The 15,184-nt window shown below is 65.1% G+C and carries 15 protein-coding genes and 1 tRNA gene; 3 read left to right on the forward strand and 13 right to left on the reverse strand.

What is annotated here, in order from left to right; translation table 11 throughout:
• Positions 1-30: 30 nt before the first annotated feature.
• The 6 genes from tatA to E3O06_RS02235 all read right to left on the reverse strand — a co-directional run bounded on the left by tatA (position 31) and on the right by E3O06_RS02235 (position 5,711).
• Positions 31-279, reverse strand: coding sequence for a Sec-independent protein translocase subunit TatA (gene tatA / locus E3O06_RS18175; protein ID WP_134501393.1), 249 nt, complete (start codon positions 277-279; stop codon positions 31-33).
• A 34-nt stretch (positions 280-313) separates the two neighbouring features.
• Positions 314-628: a hypothetical protein gene (locus tag E3O06_RS02210; protein WP_134501394.1), complete on the reverse strand. Its 315-nt coding sequence runs from the start codon at positions 626-628 to the stop codon at positions 314-316.
• Between the two features lie 3 nt (positions 629-631).
• Entirely contained in the window at positions 632-2,788 is a 2,157-nt protein-coding gene (locus tag E3O06_RS17855) for a helix-turn-helix transcriptional regulator (RefSeq protein WP_241979817.1), read from the reverse strand.
• Between the two features lie 88 nt (positions 2,789-2,876).
• Positions 2,877-3,815, reverse strand: a complete 939-nt coding sequence (locus E3O06_RS02225) for an FKBP-type peptidyl-prolyl cis-trans isomerase (RefSeq protein WP_166788073.1) — start codon at positions 3,813-3,815, stop codon at positions 2,877-2,879.
• Between the two features lie 130 nt (positions 3,816-3,945).
• Positions 3,946-4,947 carry a tRNA (adenine-N1)-methyltransferase gene (locus E3O06_RS02230; RefSeq protein ID WP_134501396.1) on the reverse strand — a complete coding sequence of 334 codons (1,002 nt, stop codon included), beginning with the start codon at positions 4,945-4,947 and terminating at the stop codon, positions 3,946-3,948.
• Positions 4,944-5,711: an HAD family hydrolase gene (locus E3O06_RS02235; RefSeq protein ID WP_255453581.1), complete on the reverse strand. Its 768-nt coding sequence runs from the start codon at positions 5,709-5,711 to the stop codon at positions 4,944-4,946. The genes E3O06_RS02230 and E3O06_RS02235 overlap by 4 nt, the downstream gene beginning before the upstream one ends.
• Positions 5,712-5,791: 80 nt before the next feature.
• On the opposite strand from E3O06_RS02235, the gene E3O06_RS02240 reads away from it, so the two are divergent.
• Positions 5,792-6,739 (forward strand): proteasome assembly chaperone family protein, encoded by a 948-nt coding sequence (locus E3O06_RS02240; protein ID WP_134501397.1) that lies wholly within the window; start codon positions 5,792-5,794, stop codon positions 6,737-6,739.
• Positions 6,740-6,775: 36 nt separating this feature from the next.
• Here the strand turns inward: E3O06_RS02240 and mshC are convergent, their stop codons facing one another.
• From mshC to E3O06_RS02255, 3 genes are all read right to left on the reverse strand, one after another.
• Positions 6,776-8,068 (reverse strand): cysteine--1-D-myo-inosityl 2-amino-2-deoxy-alpha-D-glucopyranoside ligase, encoded by a 1,293-nt coding sequence (mshC, locus tag E3O06_RS02245; RefSeq protein WP_134501398.1) that lies wholly within the window; start codon positions 8,066-8,068, stop codon positions 6,776-6,778.
• A gap of 59 nt (positions 8,069-8,127) precedes the next feature.
• Positions 8,128-8,982: an undecaprenyl-diphosphate phosphatase gene (locus E3O06_RS02250; RefSeq protein WP_134501399.1), complete on the reverse strand. Its 855-nt coding sequence runs from the start codon at positions 8,980-8,982 to the stop codon at positions 8,128-8,130.
• 75 nt (positions 8,983-9,057) lie between these two features.
• Entirely contained in the window at positions 9,058-10,425 is a 1,368-nt protein-coding gene (locus tag E3O06_RS02255) for a M20/M25/M40 family metallo-hydrolase (protein ID WP_134501400.1), read from the reverse strand.
• A 106-nt stretch (positions 10,426-10,531) separates the two neighbouring features.
• Between E3O06_RS02255 and E3O06_RS02260 the strand changes: the two genes are divergently transcribed.
• A tRNA-Leu gene (locus E3O06_RS02260) sits at positions 10,532-10,616 on the forward strand.
• A 110-nt stretch (positions 10,617-10,726) separates the two neighbouring features.
• Here E3O06_RS02260 and E3O06_RS02265 read toward each other — a convergent pair.
• The 4 genes from E3O06_RS02265 to E3O06_RS02280 all read right to left on the reverse strand — a co-directional run bounded on the left by E3O06_RS02265 (position 10,727) and on the right by E3O06_RS02280 (position 14,210).
• The gene (locus E3O06_RS02265) at positions 10,727-11,599 is read right to left on the reverse strand and encodes an ABC transporter permease (RefSeq protein WP_134501401.1); all 873 of its coding nucleotides are present in this window, start codon (positions 11,597-11,599) and stop codon (positions 10,727-10,729) included.
• Positions 11,586-12,476, reverse strand: coding sequence for an ABC transporter ATP-binding protein (locus E3O06_RS02270; RefSeq protein WP_338144789.1), 891 nt, complete (start codon positions 12,474-12,476; stop codon positions 11,586-11,588). The genes E3O06_RS02265 and E3O06_RS02270 overlap by 14 nt, the downstream gene beginning before the upstream one ends.
• Before the next feature lie 121 nt (positions 12,477-12,597).
• Positions 12,598-13,725 carry a LolA family protein gene (locus tag E3O06_RS02275; RefSeq protein WP_134501403.1) on the reverse strand — a complete coding sequence of 376 codons (1,128 nt, stop codon included), beginning with the start codon at positions 13,723-13,725 and terminating at the stop codon, positions 12,598-12,600.
• A gap of 104 nt (positions 13,726-13,829) precedes the next feature.
• The gene (locus tag E3O06_RS02280) at positions 13,830-14,210 is read right to left on the reverse strand and encodes a hypothetical protein (RefSeq protein WP_134501404.1); all 381 of its coding nucleotides are present in this window, start codon (positions 14,208-14,210) and stop codon (positions 13,830-13,832) included.
• Between the two features lie 93 nt (positions 14,211-14,303).
• Here E3O06_RS02280 and E3O06_RS02285 point away from each other — a divergent pair, with 93 nt between their 5' ends.
• The gene (locus E3O06_RS02285) at positions 14,304-15,182 is read left to right on the forward strand and encodes a hypothetical protein (protein WP_134501405.1); all 879 of its coding nucleotides are present in this window, start codon (positions 14,304-14,306) and stop codon (positions 15,180-15,182) included.
• Positions 15,183-15,184: the final 2 nt, after the last annotated feature.

Here is a 15,184-nt window from a genome sequence, read left to right on the forward strand (position 1 = left end):
GCACTTCGTCGGGCGCGGACCGCCACGGTGCTAGGGCTTGACGGCGGGATCGGCTGGGCCGGCCGCCGTCGGGCCGGACGTCTTCGATGCGTCATTCCCCGCGGACTGGGCCGCAGCGTTGGGATCAGGATCGACAGAATCGCTCTTGATCTCGCTCTTGAAGATCTTCATCGACTGCCCCAGGCTTCGCGCGAGTCCGGGAAGCTTGGGAGCACCGAAGAGGAGCAGTACGACGACGAGGATGATCAGGAAATGCCATCCGGTCAGGTTTTGCAGCATGAGGGTATGTCCTCTGGATCAGCGGGCGTGGCGGTTAGCGGGCGTTTCGCATCAGTTTACCCCGCACGATCAGCGCATCGCGACGCAGCTGGCGTCGGTGGGTGCGTTCCACTCGCTGCTGCTCGACATCGTGCAGCAGCACTGTCGCATCCGCGAACGCGGCGGCAGCGAAGGGAGGCGTGGCGGACGACAGATCACGGTCGATTGCGGAGACCTGATCGCTCAAAGATTCCAGAGCCCGCAGAGTCCCACGGACCTGACGGTACAGCGCCACGGTGAACCAGCTGAGCACAGCCAGCAGGCCGAGCGCCAACATGCACCAGATGAGCAGCCAGGACCACCAGGGCATCCGCTAGCCCTCTTCCGACGTTGACTCGTTACCGGAATATTGCGCGAGTCCGGCCGCGGCCCAGTCGGCGACTACAGCCCGCGATTCGGCCGGTTCGAGAACGGTTACGATTCCGGCCAGGCCGGTGACGAGGCGTTTCAACGCATGAGCGTGAGCGACGCGCAGGGTGGTGCGGGTGCGGGCTCCCGAGCCGATGGGTTCGGACCGTTCGGGATGGTAATCAGCCAGCAGCGGCAGGGCCGCGGTCGCGAGCTCGAGTCGGACGTCGATGTCTTCGGCTGACGCCTGGAACAGGGTGTCGGGCAGGAGCAGGTCGGCCGGGTGCGTGCTGCGCGGCGCGGCGGTGACTCGTGGGCTGCTCATCCGGTCCAGCCGGAACGTGCGCACGGCTTCCCGGAGGTGACACCAACCGCGAAGATACCAGTCGCTGTCGACGGATTCAATGCGCAACGGGTCCACAAGTCTGTGTTCCTGGCCGCCGCGAGCATTGAGATAGTCGAACTCGACCTGCATCCCGGTGCTCAAAGACGTCTGCACGATATCGCGGGTGGTACCGGCATCCCGCTGAGCGACGGCGACCTGCGTGGGCGGCGCCGATGCGCCGCGAGTCAACTTGGCCATCAGTGACGCGATGGCGTCGGTGTCGGTATTGTGGGGAAGCGCGGACAGATACTGCAGTCCGGCAATGAGCGCTGCGGCCTCGCGGGCCGAGAATCGTGGTGAATCGTCGATGGCGACCTGGTGGGTGAGTACGATCCGATCGTTGTTCTCGAATTCGTCCCAGAGAATGTCGAACAGGTCGCCGTGCAGGTACTGGTGCGTTTCCCCGGGGATACCAGACAGGGCAATCAGGCTGACCAGGCCACGAACCCGCTCCGGTGTAAGTCCGAAGTGCTCGGCTACCTCGGAGACGGTGACGCGTCCCTGATCGATGAGGTACGGGACGAGGGACAGCAGGAGGGTGAGTTGGTCACCGGCCACCCGCGGCTGGGCGGCCGGTCTGCCCGTAGCCGCGAGCAGCGGTGGCGTTCGACGTCGCGGCGTGCGCCCGGACAAGGCGGCCGGCAGCCGACTGGCATGAGCGTCCCGAGCCGCGACGAGTCGATTTCGCACGGCGGTGCGTAAGGCGCGAGGAGTGTCGACGAACACTTCGGGGCCGAATCCGGCCAACTCGTCGGCGAGGATGTTCAGGTCGGTGAAGTGCAGTGTGCGCTCAAGCCCAGTCGACTCGTCGGCCGGCGGGTTGGTTGTCGTGTGCCTGGCACCGAGGCGCACGGCGGCGTCGGAGCCTGGCAGCACGACAACTCGGGCAGTGTTGCTGGCCCACAGGGCGTCGAGCTCGGCGAGAGCGCGGGCGCTGTCCGTCGTCCCGTCGGCCGCGCGTCTGGCCGCGTCGTCAGACTCGCCGTCACTGAACGGAGCAGGAATCGCGTGGGGAACGACCGCCACGGCGCCGACGATGCGCGCCAGGAGGAATGTTCGCGGTGCGTGAACGGCCTCATCTGTGGCGTACAGGTGCCAGCGGCCGTCATGCTGCACGATTGCGCGCGGAGCTACCACCCGACGTGCCGGTTTGGTCTGCCCCGGCTTGAGGTAGAGGAAGGCCACGACCTGCGCGCGGTCCATCGCCTTGGCGAGAGGTTCAAAGCTCTGGTCCCTCGTGCGCACCAGGGGTGCGTAACCGAGGACCGGTTCGCTCGATTCGACACCGAGAGAATTCAATTTCATCAGCGCGCGTCGTGATTCCCCCGACAACGATCCTTCCCGCCAGACGGTGCCGGCGAGTTTGAGCAGGGACACCTCGTCGGGCGTGAAGGTCACGTCGGCCGGCAGGTCGTAGAGACCTTTGGGGATTCGATAGCGCAGGAAGTGATTGCTGCCGGGATCGTCCGGCGGCTCGATAGTTTCCAGCGGAATACCCAACTCGCGGATGTCGTCTTTATCCCGCTCAAACTGGCGTTCCAGACTCTCGTTGGAGCCGCCGGAAACGTACCGCTGGCGGTACCCCTGCACGTTGGCCAGGATGTCGGATTTGGTCAGCCCCGATTCCGTTGCCACGAGCGCCAGAACCAGGCTGAACAGCCGCTCCGGAGCCGCGACCGCCAGCGGTTTGAGTTCGGTTCGCTCGGTTGAATCTGAGTGAGGGGGCGTCGGAGTCACGGTGCGATCCTATCTTCCTAACAACACTGCACGAGCGGGATCACAGGCGCATGGAGATCACGCCCATCAACGCGCTGAGTTTCGACAATCAGTCGATGCCCAGGATGTCCACTGCGTAGACCAGGGTTGAACCACCGGGAACCTTGTCCTGCGTTTCCGGGCCAAAGCCCAGGTCAGGCGGAACAACGACGACGAGCTGGGAGCCGACGGTCTGACCGGTGAGCGCGGTCGCCAGGCCCTCCGGCAGGTCACCCAGTGCTGCCACGCGGGGACTTCGGGTCGCCCAGGTGGACTCGAAGACCGTGTCTCCCGCCCACAACAGGCCGGTGTAGTGAATCACGACCGTAGAGTCAGCCGGAACCTTCTCGCCAGCGCCTTTCTTGAGGAGACCCACTTCCAGACCCGTCGGCATATCACCGGACGGAAGCACGATGCCGGGTGTGCCGTCGGCATCCAGCACCACGGCAGGAAGACCGTTAGCGACGGCCTGCTCTTCTCCGTCGGCCCGCGGCAGGAAAGCCTTGACGATGTCAACGACGAGAACGAGAGAATCCGTCGCGCCGATTTGGAGCTGATCGTTGACACCGAGGCCGTCCTCCGGTGCCATGACGACCGCAACGCGCTCGCCCACCCGGGTGCAGACCAAACCATCGACAAGTCCGGCAATGGTGGTATCGCCCAGAGCGAGTGGTAGGGCGGTGCTGCCGTCGAAAGCTCCCAACTGGAGAGCAGCGCCGGTTGTGCCGTTGTACAGGTTCAATTCGACCGAGACCATCTGCCCGGGAAGCACCCGTTGCCCGGAGCCCGCAATGATCTCACTGCGCTGAGTGGTGGATGACTTCAGCGGCGTCGGAAAGCTGACCGCCGGAGCAGAACCGAGATTCCCCGTCACCGTGACCAGCTTCGAGGCCGGGCCCGACGCGGCCCCCGCGTCGCAGGAGGCCTGGGCGCTGCCAGGGCTGGCGCACGCCGTCAGTGCCGTCATCACGAGGCCGGCGGTGATGATCAGCGCGGATGCTTTGCGCACAAGTCCTTCTTTCGGTACGGGGTTGCTGCAACATGGGTCTGCTGCGCTGGTGTGAGGGGTGGTAGGGGTGCTGCGGGCGCATGATGGCTGCGGCTTCGGCGCACTACAACCAAAAGGGCCGGGGTCCATCCTAACCGGCGTCGAGGTCTCGAGCCTTGGAAAGCTCGGCGCTCGTGCCGGCGGCGCGCACGCGTTTACGCATGACTTTCGCGCTCACGTTGCGTTCGCCGAGCGCTCCGGGAGTCCAGGCCTCGACATCCGCGTCGCTGAAGTCTGTCTTGGAGGGGCGTCGTTTCAGTTCCGGCAGGATCGTGTCGGGGGCCAGACGTCGAGCGGTGATGAGGAAGCCGGTGTGGCCGATCATGCGATGATCCGGTCGCACGGCGAGACCCTCCACATGCCAGCCTCGAATCATCGTTTCGTTGGAATCCGGGTTGGTATAGAACCCCGTGCCGCGGATGGCTTCAGCGACGCGGGAGAGCTGCGTCACCGTGGCGACGTAGCAGAGCAGCACTCCCCCAGGCTTGAGGGCATCGGAAACGGCGCCGAGGCATTCCCACGGAGCCAGCATGTCCAGGACGACTCGGTCGACGCTGTGCGCCGGCAGGGTATCGGGCAGCGTCTCGGCGAGGTCACCGAGCGTGATGGTCCAGTTCTGTGGGTCGGATCCGAGGAAGGTGGCGATATTGTCCCTCGCCACATCGGCGAATTCTTCGCGCCGTTCGAAGGAGGCCAGCCGGCCGGCCGGCCCGATCGCGCGCAGCAGCCAGAGTGACAGCGCCCCCGAACCGACGCCGGCCTCGACGACGGTTGCGCCGGGAAAGATATCCGCCTGCGCGAGGATCTGGGCAGCGTCCTTGGGGTAGATAATTGCGGCACCGCGCGGCATGCTCATCACGAAATCCACCAGCAGGGGTCGCAGGGCAAGATGTTCGACCCCGACGTTGTTGCTGACGACGGATCCGTCTGGCTGCCCGATGATGTCGTCATGCGCGAGGATGCCGCGGTGTGTGTGGAAGGTGAGGCCCTCCTGGAGCGTGATGGTGTTCATCCGCCCCTTGGGCCCGGTGAGTTGCACCCGGTCGCCGACGCGAAAAAGCCCACTGTTCTGGATGACCTGGTTATTGCTCATGCGAGTGGTGCACTTTCGTTTCGGGCGGACCCGGTGGGGGCGAGAGGATGAACGGGAGCGGCCGAATCGGACCGCGTCGAGATGTGGTACAGCGCGGTAATGTCTTCGAGGGTGCGCCCGGTGAGGGTGGACCAGCGGGTGTAATAGTCGCTCTCCGGAAGGTCGATCTGGTGCGGAACGGCGATGGTGATGGTGCCGGCCGCAACAGCGGATGCGACGCCAGGCAGGGAATCCTCGATCGCGACGCACTCCGCCGGGTCGACTCCGAGTTGCGCGGCAGCGACCAGGTACGGATCCGGGTGCGGCTTGCTGTTGGCGACCATATCGCCGGCGACGACAACGTCGAACGCGACGAAATCGATGAGGTCGATGATCTGGCGGGCCATGCGCTCCACCGACATTGTCACGAGTGCGGTCGGGACACCGGCGGCTTTCAACTCCTGCAGCAGCTCGCGTGATCCGGGACGCCAGGGAATACCGTGTTCAGCCAGCTGCTCCTGCACGCGATCCGTGAGGCGGGCCACGATGGCATCCGGGGAGAGTTCCACGCCTCGCGCTTGCAGGATCGCAGCGGAATTCCACAGCCCGGATCCGACGAGCAACATACCGTCATCGTGGGTCCAGACACCGCCGAACTCGGCCACGAGTTCAGTTTCCGCCCGCATCCAGTACGGTTCGGTGTCGACGATGGTGCCGTCCATGTCCCAGAGGACAGCAGCGGGCAGGGAAAGGGGCGTGGGCAGCGGTAGCGGAAAAACATTCACGGGGTTCAAGTGTAGGGCCACCGCCTATCCTTGACTGAGGCCCTCCACGTGGGAGGCCGAAGGAATTGAGGACAGACACGGTGGCTGACGGTAATGGGTTTCTGAGCGGTCGCCTTCTGGTCGTCGCTTTCGAAGGCTGGAACGATGCCGGAGAGGCCGCGACGGGTGCCGTTCGCGCGCTCAAGGACCTGCTCGACGTCGAGGTGATCACCGAGGTCGATCCGGAGTTGTACTTCGACTATCAGTTCAACCGGCCGAACGTTTCGACGAATGAAGACGGCGTTCGCGCGCTCGGCTGGCCGGGCGCGATCATGTACGGCCCCAAAACGCCTGGAGTCGTCAGCGTTCCCCTCGCCGAAGATGCCCAGTTGCGGGTCAGCGGAACCAACGCGGGCAACATCTACCTTCTGATCGGCACGGAGCCGTCACGCAGCTGGAAGAGTTTTGCCGCAGAGATTCTCGACTCGGCTCTCGCCGCCGACGTGAGTTGCGTGGTGTTCCTCGGAGCGATGCTCGCCGATGTTCCGCACACCCGTCCGATTTCGATCTTCGTTTCCAGCGACAATGCGCAGGTTCGCGCCGAGCTACAGATCGAACGCAGCAACTACGAGGGCCCGGTGGGTATTCTCAGCGTGTTGTCGGACGCCGCCGAGACGCTCGGAATTCCTACCCTGTCGATTTGGGCATCCGTCCCCCATTATGTGCATAACGCCCCCTCGCCCAAGGCGATGCTCGCGTTGATCGACAAGCTCGAGGAGGTCATCGACGTGGTCATCCCCCGCGGGGCGCTCGTCACCGAAGCGGCCGACTGGGAGACCGGTATCGACGTCCTGGCCGGAGAGGACGAGGAAATGGCCGCCTACATCGCCCAGCTTGAGCAGGCCCGCGACACCGTCGACTCGCCCGAAGCGAGCGGAGAAGCTATCGCGCAGGAATTTGAGAAGTACCTGCGCAAGCGCGGCGGCGACGGCCGACCCGACGGTCGCCCGGATGGTCCCGGCAGCAGGCCCGACGGCCCACGACACTAGCCGAGCCGCGGGGATCACGCCCGCGGAATGGCAGCGCTACAGCGCAACGCCGAGCAGTGCGCTGATCGCACGGTTGACCAGGCCGAGGTCATCGAGCGGGACGTCGACCGCGTCGTCGATGAGCTGCAGGGCCTCTGGAGTGTCGAGGTCATGGCGGAGCGCGAGCCGGAGGGATTGCACAAGCTCGGCGGACGCACCGGTCGTCGCCGTGCCAGCTGCGCCCGCGGCAGTGGTCACGGCCGCAGCTCCGAAGGCCGCAGTCCACACGGACAGGCGCACGACGGCCTCGTCCAATAGCGCTGCGGTCCATTCCCAGTCGGTGCGGTAGTGCCGGGCCAGGAGCGCCAGTCGAATCGCGCGCGGGTCGAAACCGCCGGCGCGCAGCCTTGAGACCAGAACGAGGTTTCCGAGGGACTTGCTCATTTTCTCGCCCCGATACGCCACCATTCCGGTGTGGCTGTAGACGCCGGCAAGCGGATGTCCGGACAGCGCCTGTGCGTGCCCGGCACTCATGTCGTGGTGCGGGAAGATCAGGTCTGAGCCGCCCCCCTGCACGGTGAAATCGGTGCCGAGTTCTTTCAGGGCGATGACCGAACATTCGATGTGCCACCCGGGTCTCCCGGCACCGACCATCGATTCCCACGCCGGTTCGCCGGCTCGAGCGGCTTTCCACAGCAGCGGGTCGAGGCGATCGCGTTTGCCTGCCCGGTCGGGGTCTCCCCCGCGCTCGGCGAACAGCCGGAGCATGCTGACCAGGTCGAGGTTGCTCTCGTCGCCGAGGGTCCAGTCTGTGCTGGTTTCAGCCGCTTGAATGTCGAAATACAGGTCAGCTGCGATCGTTCCGTCAGCCCCTGCGATGGCATCGTCCGTCGGCACGGTGTAGGCGAACCCGGCTGCCTGCAGGAGCGCGACGGCGGCGGCGACCTCGTCGATGACCTCGGTCACGGCGACGAAATCATTCGGCGGAATAATGCCGAGGGACTCCATGTCGGTGCGGAACAGTTCAACCTGCGATTCGGCCAGCTCACGCCAGTCCACGCCGGTGGCGGTGGCGCGTTCCAGAAGCGGATCGTCGACGTCCGTCACGTTCTGGGCGTAGTGCACGCGGAAACCGGCGTCGATCCAGACCCGCTGCAGGGTGTCGAAGGCCAGGTAGGTGTTGGCGTGGCCGATGTGGGTCGCGTCGTAGGGTGTAATTCCGCAGACGTAGAGGCGGGCGGCATCGAGCGGCCGTGCCAGCACGAGGCTGTCGGTTTTGGTGTCGTGGAGCCAGGGTGCACTCGACTCACCGGGGACAGAGACAATGTCGGGTCGTTCCCATGCACGCATTCGACCAGCCTAGCTTCGCTGCGGCGATCGGTTGGCAGGGGTCATGCTGTAGGGGCCGGCTACGCGGAGATGACGTTGGTGCCGAGGAGCACGAACAGCACGATGCCGAGCACGATGCGATAGATCACGAACGGGAGAAAACTCCGTTTGGAAATGTAGTTCATGAAGAAGGCGATCACGGCGAGGGCAACGACGAAGGCGATGATCGTTGCCACGAGTGTTTCGAGCGGTCCGAAGATTTCGGGGGTGCAGGTGGTCGCGCCGGCCAGGCAGGGTTCGGCGATGGACTTGTAGACCTGGAAGAAGCCGCTCCCGAGAACGGCGGGAATCGCCAGCAGGAAGGCATAGCGGGCAGCGGCGGCGCGCTCATAGCCGAGGAACAGGCCAGCGGTGATGGTTCCGCCCGACCGGGACACGCCTGGGATCAGCGCGAGCGCCTGGGCGAAGCCGTAGATTGCACCGTGGCCGACGGTGATGTCTTGCAGTTTGCGCCGTTTGGCGCCGACGTAGTCGGCAATGCCGAGCAGGACGCCGAAGACAATGAGCATGGTGGCGGTGATCCAGAGCGAGCGCAGCACGGTCTCGATCTGGTCCTGGAACAGCAGGCCCAGAATGATGATGGGCAGCGAGCCCAGAATGATCAGCCAGCCCAGGCGGGCATCCGGGTCCGCTCGCGGGACTCGGCCAGTGAGGGATCTGGCCCACTGACCGATGATGCGCACGATGTCGCGCCAGAAAAAAATGACGACGGCTGCCTCGGTGCCGATTTGCGTGATGGCGGTAAATCGAGCCCCAGGGTCTTCACCGGTGCCGAGAAACTGGCCGACAATGGTGATGTGCGCGCTCGAGGACACCGGAAGGAACTCGGTCAATCCCTGGACCAGGCCCAGGATGATCGCATTCAGAAAATCCACACGCTTCGCTTTCTCAGGTCACTCAGGATACTCACAGGAGCCCGAGCCCGGCTGCGCCGAGCGGGGTTCACTTCGTCAATAGTTTGACAGCAGGTCGGTCAAAACCTGCCTGCCAAACACTAATGCGTCCAGCGGTACCCGCTCGTCCACACCGTGGAACATTGCCGGGAAATCCAGGTCGGCCGGGAGGCGGAGCGGTGCGAAACCGTAGCCCTTGATGCCGAGCGTGCTGAGCGCCTTGTTGTCGGTTCCCGCGGACAGCAGGTACGGCAATACCGGAGCACCGGGGTCGTGGCGCTCCAGGGTGCTCACGACCGCCTCGATGAGCGGCCCCCTGAATTCCGTTTCCAGGCCGATATCGCGGTGCATCGTCACAATTTCGATGTCGGAACCGACAATCTCCTGAATCTGGGCGAGTACGAGGTCTTCCTCGCCCGGCAGGGAACGGATGTCGATGAGGGCCTGGGCCGTGTCGGGAATGACGTTGTGCTTGTAACCGGCGGCCAGGCCGGTCGGGTTCGCGGTCGTGCGCAGGCTGGCCTGGATGAAGCCGGCGGCTGTACCGGTCGCCAGGGCGAGCTCGTCGGGGCCGACCCGCTGAGGGTCGACGTCCAGGATGCGGGCAATTTCACCGAGCAGCTGCTCAGTCGTGTCGGTCAGCCGAATCGGCCATTCGTGGCGACCGAGCCTGGCCACGGCCTCAGCAAGCCGGGTGATCGCGTTGTTCGGGTGCATGCGGGAGCCGTGCCCCGCCTCGCCGCGGGCGACGAGTTTGACCCAGATCAGGGCCTTCTCCCCGGTTTGAAGCAAATATGCACGTTTTCCGCCGAGTGTGATCGAGTACCCGCCGACCTCACTGATCGCCTCCGTCGCACCGTGGAACAAGTGTGGGTGCTCGTTGACGAGAAAGTGCGAGCCGAGAACGCCACCCGCTTCTTCGTCGGCGAAGAACGCGATGATGAGGTCTCGCTCGGGCGCACCGTGGGCGCTGATCACGTCCTGGAGGGAAGCCAGGATCATGGCATCCATGTTCTTCATGTCGACCGCGCCACGGCCCCAGAGCAGGCCGTCCTTGATCACGCCGGCGAAAGGGTCGACGCTCCAGTTGGCCGCATCGGCCGGCACAACGTCGAGGTGCCCGTGCACGACCAGCGCCGGCCGGGAGGCGTCGCGCCCTTTCACCCGCGCGACCACACTGGTTCGGCCCGGTTCGGAATCGAACAGCTGGGGTGCGAGGCCGAGGGCGCGCAGCTTCTCGGCAACGTACTCGGCGGCGTCCGTTTCGCCGTTGGAACGACCCTCACCATAGTTTGTGGTGTCAAAACGGATGAGATCCCTCGCGATTTCTGCGGTCAGGTCTAGTTTTTGAGGAACGTCCTCACGGGACGGCCCCGCTGAATCAGCGGAATGTGGGGCCGGGGGCACGTTTGGGAAAGAAGCCATGATCAAACGCTACCGGTCGGTGCCGGGGGCAGTGACACAACGAGGGTTCTAAACCGTGCTAAGTTATTACCTCGGCAGCCGGTTCATCCGGAGGCCGTTTCACCCAGTCCGGGTGGCGGAATTGGTAGACGCGCTGGCTTGAGGTGCCAGTGCCCGTTAAGGGCGTGTGGGTTCAATTCCCATCTCGGACACGGAGATTTCTTTCGAGAGATCAACGAGGACTGGTTGAGACAGTTCACAAGGCCGGATCCCATGGATCCGGCCTTGTCTCGTTAAGTTTGCTTGTCTCTCCGGCTGTGCATCAAGACAGGATGTCTTTGGTGACGAATCTGCTGTAAGCCAGCGCCCCGAAAACTGCCAGGTAGCACGCCTGCACGATCGCGTTCTGGCCGAACGAGCCCAGGTCGAGGGGTTGCCGGAGCAGGTCGGCGAAGCCGAGCCAATAGTGGCTGAACAGCCAGGGGTGCAGCCAGGACAGCTGCGGAATGACGTCGAGGATCTGGGCGACGACCGAGACCACGATCGTCGCCGCCATAGCGCCAACGGGAACGTCGGTGAGCGTGGAGATGAACAGCCCGATCATCGCCAGACCCAGCAGAGAGACGGTGACGTAGGCGGCCATGAGCAGCGAACGCAGCAGCGATTCGGCCACGCTGATGGTGTCGCCCGACAACAGAGTGACGGGTCCGACCGGGAACAGCGCCGCACCGATGAGCGCTCCGGACAGAGTGAGCGTCAGCGTCGCTACGAGGCAGAACAGGGCCGCACCGGTGAACTTGACCAGCAGCAGCCGCACCCGGCCGGCCGGCGCCACCAGAAGGTAGCGCAGGGTGCCGAGGCCGGCTTCCCCGGCGATCGTGTCACCGGCGACCACACCGATGGTGAGCGGCAGAAACAGGGGGACGGCGACGACCATCGCGGTGAAGCCGACGAACAGGCCGTTCTGAGTCACCCGATCGAGGAAAGGCGGCCCCTCCCCCGGGTCCAGTGTCGACGAAGACAACCGTACCGCGACGGCGAGCAGGATCGGGATGAGTGCAACGGCGACGAGCATGGCCCAGGTGCGACGGCGGCGAAACAGCACCGCTATTTCGGATCCGAGCAGGTTCCAGCCACCCCCGCGGCGGGCGGGGAAGTCGGCGCTTTTCGGCGCAAGAACGTCACTGGACGACATCGAAACCCTCCCCGGTCAAGGCGACGAAGCGTTCTTCGAGGCTCGGCTCCTCGATGAGGAAACCACGGATGCGCACCCCACCGGCCACGAGGGCCGTCACGATGGCCTCCGGCTGCCAGTGGGAGCCGCGAAGCGGCGCGACCACGTCCGGGTCGGCACCGTCGTTCGGAGCGTGTGTCGGCTCCAGCCCGAGGTGGGTGAGCACGCGGACCGCACCGGCGGCATCCGGTGTGCGCACGCGCACCCGTGTGTCCCCGACCTGCCGCAGCGCGGCCAGGGTGCCCTGGGCGACGATGCTGCCGGCGCTCATCACGGCGGCGTGAGTGCAGATCTGCTCCACCTCCGCGAGCAGATGGCTGGAAACGAACACCGTCGTTCCCTCGGCCGCCAGGGAACGCACCAGGCTGCGCACCTCCCGGGTGCCCTGGGGATCCAGGCCGTTGGTGGGCTCATCGAGTACCAACAGCTCGCGCGGCAGCAGCAGCGCATTGGCGATGCCGAGCCGCTGCTTCATGCCCAGTGAATAGGCGTGCACCTTCTTGTCTGCCGCATGGGAGAGCCCGACCCGCTCGAGGGCGGACTGCACCCTGGCGCGGCGGGTGATGCTCGGTGCGTTTCGGTCGGCGGTGTCCAGTCGGCGCAGGTTGGCCGCACCCGAGAGGAAGGGATAGAAGGCCGGCCCTTCGACGAGGGCACCGACCCGGGGCAGTACGTCGTGGAGCCGGTCCGGCATGGAGTGGCCCAGCACGGAGATCGTGCCGCTCGTGGCCTGGGTCAGAGCGAGCAGCATGCGAATGCTGGTGGTCTTGCCGGAACCGTTTGGTCCGAGAAAACCGAAGACGGAGCCGCGGGGAACCGCGAGATCGATGTTATTCACAGCGGTTTGCTTGCCAAACCGCTTGGTGAGCCCCCGGCTCTCGATCGCGAAGTCTCGCTCCGTAGTATCGCCGGTCACAGCGTGGGGTATATCAGTACGATGACCAGCACTGCTGGAGAACTCACTCGGCGGCTGCCTGGAGCAGAGCGAGCGGGACCGCGCCGACAAAGACGCGACCATCAGTGGCCAGGAAGACCGTCAGGAGGGACGTCGTCAGAGCGCGCCCGCCGTCGACGGCAGTCATCAGCTGGTCGACCATGGGGTTGTCCCCCAGCTCGGCCGGTACCGTGGCTGCGGGCACTTCGATGATGGTGGACCAGCCGGTTCCCGTAACAACGGGCATGTCGCCCGTCACTGCGCTGTGGTCGCCGGCGTGATCGACGCCATCACCGGGAGCGCCGTCAGACATTTTCGAGAAGGTTTGCTCCGTGACCGTGGCACCGGCCGGCGGCACGAAGTCGAACAGAGCGGCGTCGGGAACTGCGAAGTCAATTGCGGTGAAGCCGACCTGAAGCGCCGGTGCGCTCTGGTCCTGAGCCAGCACGGTCACCCGCAGAGGCAATCCGGTCTCGGCGTCAACGGCGATAGAAACGGATGCGACGAGGGTATCCGCCGTCTTCGGCGTGAGCACCAGCTGGTAGACGCTGCGCCCGGCCACCCGGGCGTCGGTACCGACCGACACCGTCGTACTCGGGTCGAGCTCGGCCAGAAAACGCTCGGCGAGCTGGGCCGGCGTCGACAGTTCGGTCGGCAGTTGCGACTGCAGTTCGGCCAATTTCGCCTCGGCGGTGGCAGAGAGGTCTGGCTGGAGGCTCAGGTGGGTCGCCGCGTTGCTGCTCGAGTCGTACAGCCAGACGTCGCTGCCGTTGTGGATCACGTTACGTTCCGACATACGGTCCTTGACCTGTACTCGGGACCGGTTCTCATCTTTGACGTACACCCGAAAATCGTGCGAGCCGCTGAGCAGTTCCAGGGCCGTGGTCAGCGCCCCGGTCGAGGATTCGGTGGGGGCGACCTCACCCATGCCAGCGCCGAGATCGAGGGACGGCAGGCCTAGATCAGCTGATTGGGCGACCGTGCCGGAGAAGGCGGACACGGTGCTGTCATTCACAAGGAGCAGCACCTGCTCGGGTGTTTTGTCGGGCAGATCGCCGGCAGCGCCGGCCTGGAGCGGCACGGCGATGACTGCGGCGACAACGACGGCCGGTACGACGATGGCTGGGAGCCAGCGGAGAGAATTGCGAGACATGATCAACGACCTCGTGCATTCGGATTCATACCCGGATCGTACGCCCCGAGCATGCCTGAAAGCTGCCAGGTCAGCGGACTTTCAGGTGCGCGGACCGCGGGACGTCAGACCGATTCGCCCTGGGGCGGCGCCTCGTCGGTGATGCCGATGAACTGACTGCCGATGCCGTCGCACTCGGTGCGCCCACATCCGGCGGCGGGCTCAGGTAATTCGTCGAAGCCGTGGTTGGAGCAACTGATGTAGGTGAAGGTCGGCCACCACTTCTTGGGGCGAACGGCTTCGGTGTACCCACAAATCGTGCAGGTGAGCTGCACCCAGACCGGCTTCTTGCCGGTGCGATTGGCGCGCGACTGCACCAGCCAGACCGGCGGTTCGGCCTCGAGCTTGGCGAGTTGGCCCTCGCTGAGGCGCGAGGGAATCCCGTGGCGGGCCGCCATCTCCAGGGGAATATCCAGGCGCAGTGCTACTTCTCGTCGCGTAATCATTACTGGCAACGATAGGCGCTTGTGCCAGTGGGCGCAGCATCCGCTTGCCGTCACCGCCTGATGGCGCACCGGCCGCCATGGGAAGATGGTGAGATGCCTACGCCCGTATCCCCACTCGGACTGCTCCTCGACGTCGACGGTCCGATTGCGAGCCCGATCACGCGCACCATTGCCACGCCAGGCATTCTGACCGACCTGATCACCCTCGCGGCCGGACACGTGCCAATCGCATTCATCACCGGGCGGTCAGCCGGCTTCATTCGCGAGCAGGTCGTCGCCCCGCTCGTGGCGGCGGGGTTGCCGGAAACGTTCCGAATGTACGCCGTCTGCGAAAAGGGCGCCGTGTGGTTTCCGATCGAGCGGAACGGCATGGGTGACGTGGCCGTCGACCGGGACGTGGCGTTGCCGCCGGCGGTCGTCGACGACGTGCGCCAGCTGGTCACGCAGTCGTTTGCGAGTGAGATGTTCTTCGACGAGACCAAGCAGGCCATGATCTCGGTCGAGCAGCGCACCGATGTGAGCCAGTCCGACTTTCGTGCCCGCCAACCCGAATTCAACACAGCGGTCTTCGCCATCCTGGTGAAACACGGGCTCGGCGTCAGATTCAACGAGCTCGAGTCAGCGGATGCCTCCGGCGAAATTCCATTTCGGCTGGACGCCACGATCATCTCGACCGATATCGAATCGGTCACCCTCGACAAGGACCACGCTGCGAAGCGCGTCCTCGCGTATTTCGCGCAGGGCGGCCCGCTGCCCCGGCTGTGGCGCTCGGTGGGCGATTCCCGCAGCGACTATCGCATGGCCGACCACCTGCACGAGGCCGGTTACGACGTCTCGCACGTGGACGTGCGGCCCTCGGATGGGATTTTGGAACGACCGTACCCGGTGATCGTGATCGGCGACCAGATTCACGATGAGGCCGGGGCGACGTTCCTGCGACACTGGGTCGACAAGCTGGCGTTGCCCGCGTAACG

It is taken from the genome of Cryobacterium glaciale (assembly GCF_004402535.1).
Classification (GTDB): Bacteria; Actinomycetota; Actinomycetes; order Actinomycetales; family Microbacteriaceae; genus Cryobacterium; species Cryobacterium glaciale.